The following is a 13,704-nucleotide window of genomic DNA, read 5'->3' as shown; positions in this document are numbered from 1 at the left end:
CGGTCAGCGGGGGCCGGCCCCGGCGGCTGCGGCGGCGTCCGCGGCGTCCGCGGCCTCCGCGGCGTCCCCAGCGTCCGCGGTGTCCGCCGCTCCGGTGCTCCCCGCGGAGAGGATCCTGCGGGCCTCGGTCAGGGCGGAGTCGCGGCCCTGGCCCAGCTCCTCCGGGGTGAACACCGGGGTGCGGACGTTCGGCGGGATGCCCGGTCCGTCGAAGGTGCTGCCGGAGCGGGTGAGGAACTTCTCGTTCGGCAGGACGGCCACGAGGTCGGCCGAGACCGGCTTGAACATGATGTCGGAGAACACGCCCTGGGTGTTCTCGCCGATCCGGACGGGTGCCGGCCGCCGCTCCGCCATCGCCTGGGTGAAGGTCTCGCCCGCGCTGACGGTGGAGCCGGCGGTCAGCAGGGCGACCGGTCCGGTGTACCGGGTCGTGCCGACGGCGGGGCGGACCACACTCGGCTGGGGGCGGGTGAACCCGGTCGGGTCGGCCGGGTCGTTGCGGGCCACCTTGCGGTAGGCCAGGAAGGGCCGGTCGGTGAGCCGGGAGGCGATCCGCAGTCCCAGCCGGTCCGACCCGCCGCCGTTCAGCCGCAGGTCGACCACCAGGCCGTTCAGCCGCTCGGGGTGCGCCAGCAGGAGGTCCAGCGCCTTGTCCAGCTCGGCGGCGTGGTCCTGGTAGGGGCCGTCCTCGACATAGCCGTCGAAGGCGCTGACCCGCAGGTAGCCGATGCCGCCCGGGAGTTCGCCGACCCCCAGTCGGCCCTGGCCGAAGGTCCGCTCGGGGGCGAGGAGCTGGGCGGCCACCGCCCGGGCCGCCTGCTCCCGTACTTCGTCGGTGGGCTCCGCGGTGCCCGGGCGCAGCCCGCCGAAGACGCCGGTGTACCCGCCGCCGGGGCGCTTGCGGCCCAGCGCGGTGTGCGCGTCGCCGAGCGGTTCCAGCAGGTCCACGATGATCTTCTGCAGGTCGTCGGTGCTGGTCTGCGGGGTGATGCCGGCCCGCGCCTGCGCACCCTTGGCGCGCCAGTCGATGCCCTTGGCAGCGAAGAAGGGGTAGTTCTCCTCGAAGGTCGCCCAGAACCGGTCGAAGGCCGAGAGCGCGTCCTGCGGGGCGGGCTGCCGGCACTGGGCCGGGAGGCCGCCGGGCAGCCGGGTGAGGTCCCTGGCGGAGGCGGCGCCGTCCTCCTGGTACACGGCCCGATCGCGCCCCCGGGGCGTGAGCGAGGACGAGGCGTAGGCCTTGCCGGACTGGCCGTACCGGACGGTGCCGTCGCGTCCGGGCGCACCGACCTGGGCGCCGGAGAAGAAGCCCGGGGTGCAGCTGACCCGGGTCACGTCGTAGGTGGTGAAGGCCGTTCCGTGGACCTCGACGAGGATGCCGTACCCGTTCGTCTGCCAGACCCCCTCCAGCCGGTTGACGCCCGGCCGCCGCGCGTCGCCGTCCCCGTCCGGTGGGGCGCCGACGGCGCCCGCCGTGCCGATGGTGCCCGCCGTGACCGCGAGCGCGACCGCCGCGACCCCCGCCGCCCTGCTCGCCCTGGCCGCCCCGCTCGTCCTGGCCGCCCCCGCAGCCCTCGCGGCCCCCGCCGTCCTGGTTGCTCCGGCCGTCGGCCTCCGCCGTCCGATACCCATCTCGTCCCCTGCCGTTTCCGGTCCGGGCTTCCCCCCGCGGAACTCTCCGCCGCCCACGGCCGACGGTACGGGCCCGACCGGTTTCGGCACGTCAACCTGCGGATCTGTCCCCACCTGGACCCCGGAGGTAGGCTCCGGCCCACCCGGCTCCGACCTGCGGACCAGAGGCTCCCCCGAGTGCTGTCAGGGTTGTCGACTCAGTGTCCAACTCCTGTGAGCTCCAGTACCATCGGCGCCATGCCAGCACTCAACATCGAGTACACGGAGCACGAACTCGCCGCCATCCGCGAGGCCGCCGCCGCCGACGGAAAGAGTGTCAAGGCGTATGTCCACGACCTGAGTGTGCGGGAGCAGCAGCGCCGGGTGTTCGTCTCCCACGCGGTGGCGTTCTGGAACGAGCACCGCGAGGAGTTCGACCGGGCGTTCCCGGAGGACGCGCCCGCCGCCTGAGCGGAGCCGTCACGGGAGGGGGCCGATGATGCTGCCGCGCGTCGATCTGCGCTGGCTGCTCGACATCCAGGAGCTGGCCTCGCCCGAGGACCTCAGCGTGCGCGACTACTCGGCACTCCAGGCGGCCGTCGCACGGCACCGGGTGAACACCGCTCAGCTCGGCCACGACGCCGATCCGGCCTGGTGCGCCGCCACCCTGATGCACACCATCGTGCTGCTGCGCCCGCTGCCGCTGCGCAACAACCTCTACGCCTGCATGGCCACGGCCGCGTACATGCACGCGGCGGGCGAGGGCGTCGATCCGCCGTACGGGGCGCTGGTCGAGCTGGCCCGGGACATCGCGGAGGGGCGGGCGGACGTGTTCGCGGCGGCCGACCGGATCCGGTCCTGGCGGATCTGAGGCCGGACGGCTGCCCCGACGCCGGACGGCTCCTCCGACGCCGGACTGCTGTTCCGATGCCGGACCGGAACCGACTGGGCGTCAGGCTTCGGCCGGGGTGCCGTTGTCCCGCCCCAGCCGGGTGCGGACCAGGGTCCCGAGCCGGTCCAGGCCGACCACGACGGCGGCCAGTGCGACGAACTCGACCGTCAGCAGGGCGATCTGACCCCAGACGTAGCCGTACCCCTCGGTGGTCGGGTCGAAGAAGAAGTACGGGTACGGCAGCGGGTAGTTGGAGAACAGCGCGTTGCGGACCAGTACCAGCGCCGCGTAGCCGAGCGGGAACGTCAGCCAGAGCGGGATGTCCCGCCAGGAGGAGGCGTTGCGGGGCCGGAACACCAGCCAGTCGACGATCACCAGCACCGGGGTGACGTAGTGCACGAAGAACGACGACCAGTGCTGGAGCTTGTCCGGTCCGTCGAACAGGCCGGGCAGCGGGTTGGCGCCGTGCTCCAGCAGGATGTGCGAGACCAGCCCGGTGATCAGGATGTACAGGGTGGCGGCGCCGCGCAGCCGGGGCGCGGGCGCGTCGGTGGTCCCGCGCTTGAGCATCCAGTACACGGCGCCGACGAAGTAGCCGAGCACGATCACATTGCTCTGGATGGTGAAGTACACCAGCGGCGCGGTCTGGAGGCTCAGGCCGAGGGCGGTCGAGAGCACGATGCCGGCGCGCCACCAGAGCGCCGGGCTGGTCCGGACTGACATACGGCCACCAGTTCTTTCCGGGCGATACGGGAGGTATCGGACGTCGAAGGGGAAGATCGCACTCTACCTGTGGGTCGGCGGGAGGGAAAAAACGTTCCTCCACCCACCGGATTCCCTGTGGATGCCCCTGCGACATTCGGCCGACACCTCGGTGGGTGGCCGCCGGCGCCGGACTCAGCCCGGCAGGACGAAGCCCGACTCGTAGGCGGTGATGACCGCCTGGGTGCGGTCCCGCGCGCCCAGCTTGGCGAGCACGCCGCCCACGTGGGTCTTGATCGTCTCCTGGCTGAGTGCGAGCTTCGCGGCGATCTCGCCGTTGCTCAGCCCCGCCGCCATCAGCCGCAGCACCTGGCCCTCACGCTCGGTCAGGCGCTCGATCGGCGAACGGCCCCGACCCGGGTCGGCCCCCCGGCCGGGCGCCGGACGGGCGTCCCGCGCGGACGGAGCCCCGTAGCGGAGGGCCAGCTCGCGGACGGCCGCCGGGAACAGCAGCGAGTCGCCGCGCGCGATCAGCCGCACCGCCTGCACCATCTCCTCCGCCCGGGCCCGCTTCAGCAGGAAGCCGGCCGCCCCCGCCCGCAGCGCGTCGTAGACGTGGTCGTCGTGCTCGAAGGTGGTGACCACCAGGATCCGGGGCGGCTCGGCCATCCCGCCGACCAACTGCTCGGTGGCCCGGATGCCGTCGATCCCGGGCATCCGGACGTCCATCAGCACCACGTCCGGACGCAGTTCGCGCACCAGCGGCACCACCTCGGCGCCGTCGGCGGCCTCACCGACCACGGTGAGGTCCGGTTCGGCGTCGATCACCACCCGCAGGCCCGTCCGCACCAGCCGCTCGTCGTCGGCGATCACCACCCGCACCGGGTCGCTGCCGCCCGCCGACGCTCCCTCGACCCCCGCCGTGCTCCTCGAAGCACTCCTCGAACCGTTCACCGCTGCTCTCCTCCCGTTCCCACCGGCAGCCGGACGGCCAGCCGCCACATCGTTCCGTCGTCCGTCGGCCCGGCCTCGCAGTCGCCGCGCAGCGCCGCCGCGCGTTCGCCGATCCCGCGCAGCCCGCGCCCGCCGCCGGGCCGGCCGGGCCGGAGCCGGTCGAGCGGACTGGTCAGCTCGATCCCCACCTGTTCCTCGGCCAGGGAGACCCGCAGCCGGGCCGGTGCGGGCCCGGCGTGCCGCAGCACATTGGTGAGCCCCTCCTGGACGATCCGGTACGCCTCGCGGGAGAACCCGGGCGGCAGCCGGTCCAGGCCCGGCGCCAGTTCGGCGTCCACCGTCACCCCGGTCCTGGCGAGCTGCCGAAGCAGGTCGTCCAGTCCGGCGAGGGTCGGCCCGGCCGTCTCGGCCTCGCCTCGCTCCTCCTCGCGGAGCAGCCCCAGCACCGCGTCCAGTTCGGCGACGGCGCCCCGCGCGGTCTCCTCGATGGCGGCCAGCGCCTCCGCCGCGAACTCCGGGTCGGTGCGCAGCACCCGGGCGGCGGCCGAGGCCTGGATGCCGACGGCGCTCAGCGCGTGGCCGACCGAGTCGTGCAGTTCGCGGGCCAGCCGGTTGCGCTGGGCGAGTACGGTGGCGCGCCGTTCGGCGGCGGCCAGGCGCTCGTCCGGGGTCGGGCCGAGCAGCACGGGTGCCCAGCGGGCCAGCAGGCCGCCCAGGCCGGCGCTGGTGCCGACGACCAGCGCGAGCAGGGCGAGGCCCAGTACCGGTCCCGGCAGCGGTCCCGGCACGCCGCGGTCCTCCCAGAACCGGGTCAACTCCTCGAAGCCGGTGGGCTGGAGGATCAGCATCACCGCGAACGGCGTGGCGGTCAGCGTCATCCCGCTGACGATGCCGCCGAACGCGAGGTGCAGCACGAACCAGCCGGCCGTCCGCCGCCGGGCCGCCCAGGACCGGGCCGGTCCGGTGGCCACCTCGTCCGCGCGGGCGGGTGCGCAGAGCGCCAGGGCGGCCGCGCCCTCCAGTGCCCGTACGGTCGGTACCAGTGCGGTGGCGGCGGCCATCGGGAGCGAGGCGGCGAGGGCGGCGAAGTAGAGCAGGACCTGGAGCAGAGGGCCCTTGCGCGGGTCGAGCGAGCCCAGCAGGACCGTCGACAGCAGCCAGTACGGCATCAGCAGCGCGCCGCCGAGCACCAGGTGCACCCACCGCAGCCGGGCCTGCCGCCCGAACAGGGCGCGCAGCGCGCGGCGGACGGGGCGCGTGCCCCGGCCGGTCTCCGTGTCTCCGCTGTGCTCCGCGTCCGTGCCCGCGTCCGTGTGCCGGTCGGCCCCCGCCCCCGTGATCATTGCGCAGACTCTACGTCAGCGGCCCGGCCGGACCGCGGGACCGCCGTGGCCCACGCGGTGTCCGGGACGGCGCGGGCCGCGGACCGCTCGGCCAGGGCGATCGCGCCCACCGCCAGCACCAGCAGCCCGGTCACCACCTGCGCGGCCTCCACCAGGGTCATCAGGCCCGGCACCGCCCGCCGCGGGTCGGGCGCCGCCGTGAACGTCCCGAACGCCACCAACTGCCAGGACCCCCAGCCGAACAGCGACCCGGCCGCCGTCCACACCACGGCCAGCGGTCCGCGCAGCCGCCACCCCGGACGGCCCCGGAACACCAGCAGCATCAGTGCCGCGCCGGCGGCCACCGCCATCACGGCCGTCACCCCGTCCATCACCGCCACGCCCCGGCCGCGGTACTCCTGCCACTCCAGCGGCAGCCCGGTCGTCCCCCCGCAGGCCCAGTACACCCGGGCCGCCGCGACCCCGGCGGCGAGCGGAGCGGCGACGCAGGCGAAGGCCCGCTGGGTGGTCAGGGTGGGGGAGCGGGGCAGGTCGCCGATCCGGTCCTGGCGCAGCAGCCCGGCCCAGCGTTCCCGCGCGTACAGCAGGAAGCCGGTGATCAGCGCCACCCCCTGGACGGCGAACCCGCCGTACACCACCGGGAACACCCAGCCGCTCGGCCCGTCGTCGGCACCGGCCGGCGCCTGGTCCGGGCCCAGCAGCAGGGTGGAGAGCAGGAACAGCGGCAGGGCGACCAGGACGGTCCCGAGCAGTCCGGTCGCGACCCACATCGGGAAGGCCACCAGTCCGGCCGGCGCCCGGCGCCCCCACGGCCGGACGAAGGAGAGGGCGAGCAGGACGGCGACGGCGTCCATGCCGAAGGTCAGCAGGTTGACGAGCCACAGGTCGTCCATGGCGTCGGCGTCGCCGGCCCCGACCGGGTGGCCGGTGAGCCAGAGCAGCTTGAGGCCGAGGTAGGGCACGGTCGCCGCGACGGCCGTCCAGGTTGCCGCAGCCCGGACTCGGCCGACCGGTCCGGCGGGGTGGGTCCGGCCGACCGGTGCGGCGGGGTGGGGCGCGGTGGCCGGTACGCCGTTCGGGGCCGGAGCGGGCGTCGTGGCGGGCGGCGCGGCCGGGGCCGGTGTGCGGGGCGGGAGCATCGAGGTCATGTGCCCCACGGTCCCGCGGGCCCGGCGGCCCGCGCGTCGTCCGGAGACCGGATCCGCCTCCCCCGCTGGGGGGATCCGGGCGGGCCGCGACCGTCCCGGCGGACGAGGCCGGAGGTCTTGTTACCGGCGAGTCGCTTGCCTATCATCGCGAGTGTTACAGCTTTACTGTCAGACTTCGTCGATCCTCGGAGGGGCCGTGGCGCCCGTGGGTGACAGCGGTGTGCGCGGCGGTGGTGGCGTCGGTGCGGGCGGTGGTCCGGGTGGGCCGCTGGCCGGGGTCCGGGTGGTCGAACTCGCCGGGATCGGGCCCGGACCGTTCGCCGCGATGCTGCTGGGCGACCTCGGCGCCGACGTGGTCCGGGTGGACCGCCCCGAGCCCTCACCGCTGGGCATCGAGCCGGCGTACGACATCGCCAACCGCAACAAGCGCTCGGTGGTCGTCGACCTCAAGGCCCCCGAGGGGCCGGGGCGGGTGCTCGACCTGGTGGCCCGCGCCGATCTGCTGATCGAGGGGTACCGGCCGGGGGTGGCCGAGCGGCTCGGGGTCGGGCCGGAGGCCTGCCTGGCCCGCAATCCGGCGCTGGTCTACGGGCGGATGACCGGCTGGGGGCAGCACGGGCCGCTGGCCGCCAGGGCCGGGCACGACATCGGGTACACGGCGGTGGCCGGCGTCCTCGGCCTCGTCGCCCCGACGGGCGCCGCGCCGTCGACTGCCGTCCCGCCGTCGACTGCCGCCGCCCTTCCGGGCGCCTCCCCGGCCGCCCCCGACGGGCCGCCCGCCCTCCCCGCCAACCTGCTCGGCGACTACGCCGGCGGCTCGCTCTACCTGGTCGTCGGCCTGCTCGCGGCCCTCCACCACGCCCGCGCCACCGGTGCCGGTCAGGTGGTGGACGCGGCCATCGTCGACGGCGCCGCCCACCTCACCGCCGTCCTACAGGGACTGCTCGCCGGCGGCCGGTGGCAGGACCGGCGCGGCGTCAACCTCCTCGACGGCGGGGCCCCGTTCTACGCCGTCTACCAGGCTGCCGACGGCGGCCACCTCGCGGTCGGCGCGCTGGAGCCGCAGTTCTACGCCGAGTTCGCCCGGCTGCTGGAGCTCGGTCCGGACGCGCCCGCACAGTGGGACACCGCCCGCTGGCCCGAGCTGCGGGCCCGGATCGCCGCGCGCTTCGCCACCCGCACCCGCGCCGAGTGGGAGGCCGTCTTCGCCGGGTCGGACGCCTGCGTGGAACCGGTGCTGACGATGCGGCAGGCGCACGCGCACGAGCACCTGGTGGGCCGGGGCACCTATGTCGAGGCGGACGGCGTCACCCAGCCGGCCCCCGCGCCCAGGTTCTCCGCCACCCCCGGCGCGCTGCGCCGCCCGCCCGCCCGGCCGGGCGCCGACACCGCCGAGGTCGCCCGCGACTGGGGCGTACCCGCGCTCGCGGCCGAGCCTGCCGGGCCCGCCGGGCCCGCCGGTCCGGCCGCGTCCACCACCGCCGCCCGCACCCCCGCACCGCCGACCGCCTGAACCCGCCACCCTCCCAAGGAGTTTGCCGTGCAACGCGACCTCTTCACCGACGAGCACGAGGACTTCCGCGGCACCGTCCGGGCGTTCCTCGCCAAGGAGGTGCTGCCGCACTACGACCGCTGGGAGAAGGCCGGCATCGTGGACCGCGAAGCCTGGCTGGCGGCCGGCCGGCAGGGGCTGCTCGGTCTCGCCGTCGACGAGGAGTACGGCGGCGGAGGGAACGCCGACTTCCGCTACGCCGCCGTGCTGGCCGAGGAGTTCGCCCGGGCCGGGGCGTCCGGACTGGCGATCGGGCTGCACAACGACATCATCGGCCCGTACCTGACCTCGCTCGCCACCGAGGAGCAGCGGCGCCGCTGGCTGCCCGGTTTCTGCTCCGGCGAACTCGTCACGGCCATCGCGATGACCGAGCCCGGGACCGGCTCCGACCTCCAGGGCATCCGCACCCGCGCCGAGGACCGGGGGGACCACTTCCTCCTCAACGGCGCCAAGACCTTCATCTCCAACGGGATCCTCGCGGACCTGGTGATCGTGGTCGCCCGCACCACCGCCGAGGGTGGCGCGCACGGTCTCGGCCTGCTGGTCGTGGAGCGGGGGATGCCCGGCTTCGAGCGCGGCCGCAACCTCGACAAGATCGGCCAGAAAGCCCAGGACACCGCCGAGTTGTTCTTCGAGGACGTCCGCGTCCCGAAGGAGAACCTGCTCGGCGAGCTCGACCAGGGCTTCCTGTACCTGATGCGCAACCTCGCGCAGGAGCGGCTCACCATCGCGGCCGCGGCGATCGCCGGCGCGGAGTACCTGGTCGAGATCACCACCGAGTACGTCAAGGGGCGCGAGGCGTTCGGCCGGCCGCTGGCGAAGCTCCAGCACGTCCGCTTCGAGATCGCCGAACTGGTCACCGAGTGCGCCGTCACCCGCGCCTTCGTGGACCGCTGCATCACCGAGCACAACCGCTACGCGCTCACCCCGGCCGACGCCTCGATGGCCAAGTGGTGGGCCACCGAACTGCAGAAGCGCACCGCCGACCGGTGCCTCCAACTGCACGGCGGCTACGGTTACATGAGCGAGTACCCGGTGGCCAGGGCGTTCACCGACGGCCGCATCCAGACCATCTACGGCGGCACCACCGAGATCATGAAGGAGATCGTGGGCCGCTCCGTCCTCGGCTGAGTCCCGGCCGGCCCCCGGCCGCCGCCTCGCCCTCCAACTGTCCTCTCCCGGAACCAAGTTCTCAGTACCCCGCCCCGAAAGGCTGCCCACCGTGACCACCGAAGCGTACGTCTACGACGCGATCCGCACCCCGCGCGGCCGGGGCAAGGCCACCGGCTCGCTGCACGGCACCAAGCCGATCGACCTCGTCGTCGGCCTGATCCACGAGATCCGCCGCCGCTTCCCCGGGCTGGACCCGGCGGCGATCGACGACATCGTGCTCGGCGTGGTCAGCCCCGTCGGCGACCAGGGCTCCGACATCGCCCGGATCGCCGCCGTCGCGGCCGGCCTGCCCGACACGGTGGCCGGCGTCCAGGAGAACCGCTTCTGCGCCTCCGGTCTGGAAGCCGTCAACATGGCCGCCGCCAAGGTCCGTTCCGGCTGGGAGGACCTGATCCTGGCCGGCGGCGTCGAGTCGATGTCCCGGGTGAAGATGGCCTCCGACGGCGGTGCCTGGTTCGCCGACCCGATGACCGCCTACGAGACCAACTTCGCCCCGCAGGGCATCGGCGCCGACCTGATCGCCACCATCGAGGGCTTCACCCGCACCGATGTCGACGCCTTCGCCGCCGAGTCCCAGGCCCGCGCCGCCAAGGCCCAGGCCGACGGGCTGTTCGACCGCTCGGTGGTCCCGGTCCGCGACCGCAACGGCCTGGTCGTCCTGGAGCGGGACGAGTTCATCCGCCCCGGCACCACCGTGGAGACCCTGGCCGGGCTCAAGCCCTCCTTCGCCGCGATCGGCGAGGCCGGCGGGTTCGACGCCGTCGCCCTGCAGAAGTACCACTGGGTGGAGGCCATCGACCACGTCCACCATGCCGGCAACTCCTCCGGCATCGTGGACGGCGCCGCTCTGGTCGCCATCGGCAGCCGCGAGATCGGCGAGCGCTACGGGCTGCGGCCGCGCGCCCGGATCGTCTCCGCCGCCGTCTCCGGTTCCGAGCCGACCATCATGCTCACCGGCCCGGCCCCCGCCACCCGCAAGGCGCTCGCCAAGGCCGGACTGACCGCCGCCGACATCGACCTGGTCGAGATCAACGAGGCCTTCGCCGCCGTCGCGCTGCGCTTCGTCCGGGAGATGGGCTTCTCCCCGGAGCAGGTGAACGTCAACGGCGGCGCGATCGCCCTCGGCCACCCGCTGGGCGCCACCGGGGCGATGCTCATCGGCACCCTGATCGACGAACTGGAGCGGCGCGACCTCCGCTACGGCCTGGCCACCCTCTGCGTGGGCGGCGGCATGGGCATCGCCACCGTCGTCGAGCGCGTCTGACCCGCGCCCCCGAGACCTCCTCCCTTTCCGGCCCCATCAGGAGACCAGAACCCCATGAGCGACACCGGCGACACCACCACCATCCGCTGGGAGCAGGCCGAGGACGGCGTGGTCACGCTCGTCCTCGACGACCCCACCCAGTCCGTCAACACCATGAACGAGGCGTTCACCGCCGACTTCGAGACCGTCGTCGCCCGGCTGGCCGACCTCGGGGCCTCCGGCGGGCTGCGCGGCGTGGTGATCACCTCCGCCAAGAAGACCTTCTTCGCCGGCGGCGACCTGAGGATGCTCTCCGCCGCCCGCCCGGAGGACGCCGCCGCCGTCTTCGAGAAGTCGATGCGGATCAAGCGCGCCCTGCGCACCCTGGAGACCCTCGGACTGCCGGTCGTCGCCGCGATCAACGGCAGTGCGCTCGGCGGCGGCCTGGAACTCGCCCTCGCCTGCCACCACCGGATCGCCCTGGACACCCCGGCCAGCCGGATCGGCCTGCCCGAGGTCACCCTCGGGCTGCTCCCCGGCGGCGGCGGGATCGTCCGCACGGTGCGGCTGTTCGGCATCACCGACGCCCTGCTGAAGTTCCTGCTGCAGGGCCGCCAGTACCGTCCGGCACAGGCCCTCCAGCACGGCCTGGTCCACGAACTGGTCGCCACCCCGGAGGAGTTGGCCGAGCGGGCGCGCACCTGGATCGAGGCGAACCCGGCCCCCGTCCAGCCCTGGGACGTCAAGGGCTACAAGATCCCCGGCGGCACCCCGAGCACCCCGGCCTTCGCCGCCAACCTGCCCGCCTTCCCCGCCAACCTGCGCAAGCAGCTGGCCGGCGCCCCCTACCCGGCACCGCGCAATGTGCTCGCCGCGGCCGTCGAGAGCGCCCAGGTGGACGTCGACACCGCAATGGCGATCGAGGCCCGCTACTTCACCGAGCTGGCCTGCGGGCAGACCAGCAAGAACATGATCCAGGCGCTCTTCTTCGACCTCCAGGCGGTCAACTCCGGCGCCGGGCGGCCCGCTTCGGTGGAGAAGCGGACGGTCCGCCGGGTCGCCGTGCTGGGCGCCGGGATGATGGGCGCCGGCATCGCCCACACCTGCGCCGAGGCCGGTATCGAGGTGCTGCTCAAGGACGTCACCGTCGAGGCCGCCGAGCGCGGGAAGGCCTACTCCGAGGGCCTGTTGGCGAAGGCGGTGGCCCGGGGCCGGCGCACCGAGGCGCAGCGCGACGAGGTGCTCGCCCGGATCACCCCGACCGCCGACGCCGCCGACCTGGCCGGCTGCGACGCGGTGATCGAGGCGGTCTTCGAGAACCCGGAGCTCAAGCACAAGGTGTTCCAGGAGATCGAGGGGATCGTCGCCCCCGACGCGCTGCTCTGCTCCAACACCTCCACCCTGCCGATCGGCCTGCTCGCCGAGGGTGTGCAGCGCACCGCCGACTTCATCGGGCTGCACTTCTTCTCGCCGGTCGACAAGATGCGGCTGGTGGAGATCATCCGGGGGCCGCAGACCGGGGACGAGGCGCTGGCGCGCGCCTTCGACCTGGTCCGGCAGATCGGCCGGACCCCGATCGTGGTGAACGACTCGCGCGGCTTCTTCACCTCGCGGGTGATCGGCCAGTTCATCAACGAGGGCGTCGCCATGATCGGCGAGGGCGTCGAGCCGGCCAGCGTCGAGCAGGCCGCCGCCCAGGCCGGCTACCCGGCCAAGGTGCTGTCGCTGCTCGACGAGCTGACCCTGACCCTGCCGCGCCGGATCCGCGACGAGTACCGGCGCGCCGTCGAGGCGGCCGGCGGCGAGTGGACCGCCCACCCGGCGGACGCGGTGGTGGACCGGATGGTGGACGAGTTCGGCCGCCCCGGTCGCAGCGGCGGCGCCGGCTTCTACGACTACGACGAGAACGGCACCCGGGGCCGGCTCTGGCCCGGCCTGCGCGAGCACTTCACCCGGGCGGAGGTGGACATCCCGTTCGAGGACCTCAAGGAGCGGATGCTCTTCAGCGAGGCCCTGGACTCGGTCCGCTGCCTGGAGGAGGGCGTGCTCACCTCGGTCGCGGACGCCAACGTCGGCTCCATCCTCGGCATCGGCTTCCCGGCCTGGACCGGCGGTGTGCTCCAGTACATCAACGGCTATCCGGGCGGCCCGGCCGGCTTCGCGGAGCGCGCCCGCGAACTCGCCGCCGCGTACGGGGAGCGGTTCGCGCCGCCCGTGCTGCTGGAGCGGATCGCCGCCGAGGGGCGCACCTTCACCGACTGACCCGCAGGCTCCTCACCCGGGCGGGGCGGTCCGCCTGTCCTCGGCGGCCGCCTCGCCCAGTTCCTCCCGCAACGACCGCTGGAACGCCGTGACCAGCGCCTGCGCCACCATCGGCTGGATGTGGTCGGTGAGCGCCTTCATCCGCTCCACGTCGTCCGGTGCCGGCTCGCTCTCCCGGTACGGCTTCCACACCGTCTCCCGGAACAGCCGGTGCAGCTCCCGCGCGGTCGCCCGGCTGTGCTCCACCACCACCGCGCGCGCGGCCAGCAGGGTCTCCAACGGGATCGGCACGTCCAGGATCCGCACCCCCAGCGGGAGCAGCCCCGGGTCCACCCGGAACACCTCCGGGTCCGCCGTCCGTTCCACCGCCCCCATCGCGGCCAGCCGGTCGACCTGTTCCTCCGACAGCCGACGCCCGGCCCGCCGCTCCACCTCCTCACGACCCGCCTCCTCCGGCACCTCCGGCGTCCACGAGGCCACCAGCGCCCGGTGGATCGCCAGGTCCAGCGGGGTGGAGTCCTGCGGCAGCCGGGCCAGGTACCGCTCGATCGCGGCCAGCGTCAGCCCCTGCCGCTGCAACTCCTCGATCAGCCCCAGCCGGTCCAGGTGCTCGGCCCCGTACCACCCCACCCGCCGCGCCCCCAGCACCGGCGGCGGCAGCAGCCCCTTCGTCCCGTAGAACCGCACCGTCCGCACCGTCACCCCCGCCCGCGCCGCCAACTCGTCCACCGTCAGCCGCACCTCCACCCCCGCCTCCACTTCGTAGCACCACCACTGTGACAGCGCCAGTGTGACACCACTGTCCCACCCGGTCCACGCCCGCGAAC

The 13,704-nt window shown here is 74.2% G+C and carries 12 protein-coding genes; 6 read left to right on the top strand and 6 right to left on the bottom strand.

The genetic code is table 11. The annotated features are described in order from the left end of the window. Nucleotides 1–3 precede the first annotated feature (3 nt). Nucleotides 4–1,629 carry a S41 family peptidase gene (locus tag BI06_RS26665; RefSeq protein WP_051741917.1) on the bottom strand — a complete coding sequence of 542 codons (1,626 nt, stop codon included), beginning with the start codon at nt 1,627–1,629 and terminating at the stop codon, nt 4–6. Between the two features lie 237 nt (nt 1,630–1,866). On the opposite strand from BI06_RS26665, the gene BI06_RS26660 reads away from it, so the two are divergent. Both BI06_RS26660 and BI06_RS26655 read left to right on the top strand, forming a co-directional pair. Continuing rightward, on the top strand, nt 1,867–2,079 hold the full coding sequence (locus BI06_RS26660) for a hypothetical protein (protein ID WP_030391175.1): 213 nt from the start codon (nt 1,867–1,869) through the stop codon (nt 2,077–2,079). Between the two features lie 28 nt (nt 2,080–2,107). Then, on the top strand, nt 2,108–2,479 hold the full coding sequence (locus tag BI06_RS26655) for a hypothetical protein (RefSeq protein ID WP_030391174.1): 372 nt from the start codon (nt 2,108–2,110) through the stop codon (nt 2,477–2,479). 81 nt (nt 2,480–2,560) lie between these two features. On the opposite strand, the gene BI06_RS26650 is transcribed toward BI06_RS26655, so the two are convergent. The 4 genes from BI06_RS26650 to BI06_RS26635 form a co-directional block, all read right to left on the bottom strand. Beyond that, entirely contained in the window at nt 2,561–3,223 is a 663-nt protein-coding gene (locus BI06_RS26650; RefSeq protein WP_051741914.1) for a Pr6Pr family membrane protein, read from the bottom strand. A gap of 174 nt (nt 3,224–3,397) precedes the next feature. Continuing rightward, nucleotides 3,398–4,084, bottom strand: a complete 687-nt coding sequence (locus BI06_RS26645; RefSeq protein ID WP_043472125.1) for a response regulator transcription factor — start codon at nt 4,082–4,084, stop codon at nt 3,398–3,400. A gap of 68 nt (nt 4,085–4,152) precedes the next feature. Then, on the bottom strand, nt 4,153–5,499 hold the full coding sequence (locus BI06_RS26640; RefSeq protein WP_082558698.1) for a sensor histidine kinase: 1,347 nt from the start codon (nt 5,497–5,499) through the stop codon (nt 4,153–4,155). Next, nucleotides 5,496–6,647 carry a hypothetical protein gene (locus BI06_RS26635; protein ID WP_051741912.1) on the bottom strand — a complete coding sequence of 384 codons (1,152 nt, stop codon included), beginning with the start codon at nt 6,645–6,647 and terminating at the stop codon, nt 5,496–5,498. The genes BI06_RS26640 and BI06_RS26635 overlap by 4 nt, the downstream gene beginning before the upstream one ends. A 205-nt stretch (nt 6,648–6,852) precedes the next feature. On the opposite strand from BI06_RS26635, the gene BI06_RS26630 reads away from it, so the two are divergent. The 4 genes from BI06_RS26630 to BI06_RS26615 all read left to right on the top strand — a co-directional run bounded on the left by BI06_RS26630 (nt 6,853) and on the right by BI06_RS26615 (nt 12,877). Then, nucleotides 6,853–8,160: a CaiB/BaiF CoA-transferase family protein gene (locus tag BI06_RS26630; protein WP_233290300.1), complete on the top strand. Its 1,308-nt coding sequence runs from the start codon at nt 6,853–6,855 to the stop codon at nt 8,158–8,160. A 27-nt stretch (nt 8,161–8,187) separates the two neighbouring features. Further along, nucleotides 8,188–9,330, top strand: coding sequence for an acyl-CoA dehydrogenase family protein (locus BI06_RS26625; RefSeq protein ID WP_030391168.1), 1,143 nt, complete (start codon nt 8,188–8,190; stop codon nt 9,328–9,330). Nucleotides 9,331–9,421: 91 nt separating this feature from the next. Further along, on the top strand, nt 9,422–10,636 hold the full coding sequence (locus tag BI06_RS26620) for an acetyl-CoA C-acetyltransferase (RefSeq protein ID WP_030391167.1): 1,215 nt from the start codon (nt 9,422–9,424) through the stop codon (nt 10,634–10,636). A 54-nt stretch (nt 10,637–10,690) separates the two neighbouring features. After that, nucleotides 10,691–12,877 (top strand): 3-hydroxyacyl-CoA dehydrogenase NAD-binding domain-containing protein, encoded by a 2,187-nt coding sequence (locus BI06_RS26615; protein ID WP_043472123.1) that lies wholly within the window; start codon nt 10,691–10,693, stop codon nt 12,875–12,877. A gap of 12 nt (nt 12,878–12,889) precedes the next feature. Here BI06_RS26615 and BI06_RS26610 read toward each other — a convergent pair whose 3' ends face one another. Continuing rightward, nucleotides 12,890–13,624 (bottom strand): MerR family transcriptional regulator, encoded by a 735-nt coding sequence (locus BI06_RS26610; RefSeq protein ID WP_233290299.1) that lies wholly within the window; start codon nt 13,622–13,624, stop codon nt 12,890–12,892. Nucleotides 13,625–13,704 lie beyond the last annotated feature (80 nt).

This window comes from Kitasatospora sp. MBT66 (assembly GCF_000710405.2).
Lineage (GTDB): Bacteria > Actinomycetota > Actinomycetes > Streptomycetales > Streptomycetaceae > Kitasatospora > Kitasatospora purpeofusca.
The sequence above is the reverse complement of the archived record's forward strand: the minus strand, read 5'-3'. Positions and strand labels throughout refer to the sequence as shown.

What these genes read in the sequence shown, in the direction of transcription:
- BI06_RS26655 (WP_030391174.1), top strand. Translation starts at nt 2,108, where the DNA reads ATGCTGCCGCGCGTCGATCTGCGCTGGCTGCTCGACATCCAGGAGCTG.
- BI06_RS26660 (WP_030391175.1), top strand. Translation starts at nt 1,867, where the DNA reads ATGCCAGCACTCAACATCGAGTACACGGAGCACGAACTCGCCGCCATC.
- BI06_RS26640 (WP_082558698.1), bottom strand. Translation starts at nt 5,499, where the DNA reads ATGATCACGGGGGCGGGGGCCGACCGGCACACGGACGCGGGCACGGAC.
- BI06_RS26665 (WP_051741917.1), bottom strand. Translation starts at nt 1,629, where the DNA reads ATGGGTATCGGACGGCGGAGGCCGACGGCCGGAGCAACCAGGACGGCG.
- BI06_RS26615 (WP_043472123.1), top strand. Translation starts at nt 10,691, where the DNA reads ATGAGCGACACCGGCGACACCACCACCATCCGCTGGGAGCAGGCCGAG.
- BI06_RS26650 (WP_051741914.1), bottom strand. Translation starts at nt 3,223, where the DNA reads ATGTCAGTCCGGACCAGCCCGGCGCTCTGGTGGCGCGCCGGCATCGTG.
- BI06_RS26635 (WP_051741912.1), bottom strand. Translation starts at nt 6,647, where the DNA reads ATGACCTCGATGCTCCCGCCCCGCACACCGGCCCCGGCCGCGCCGCCC.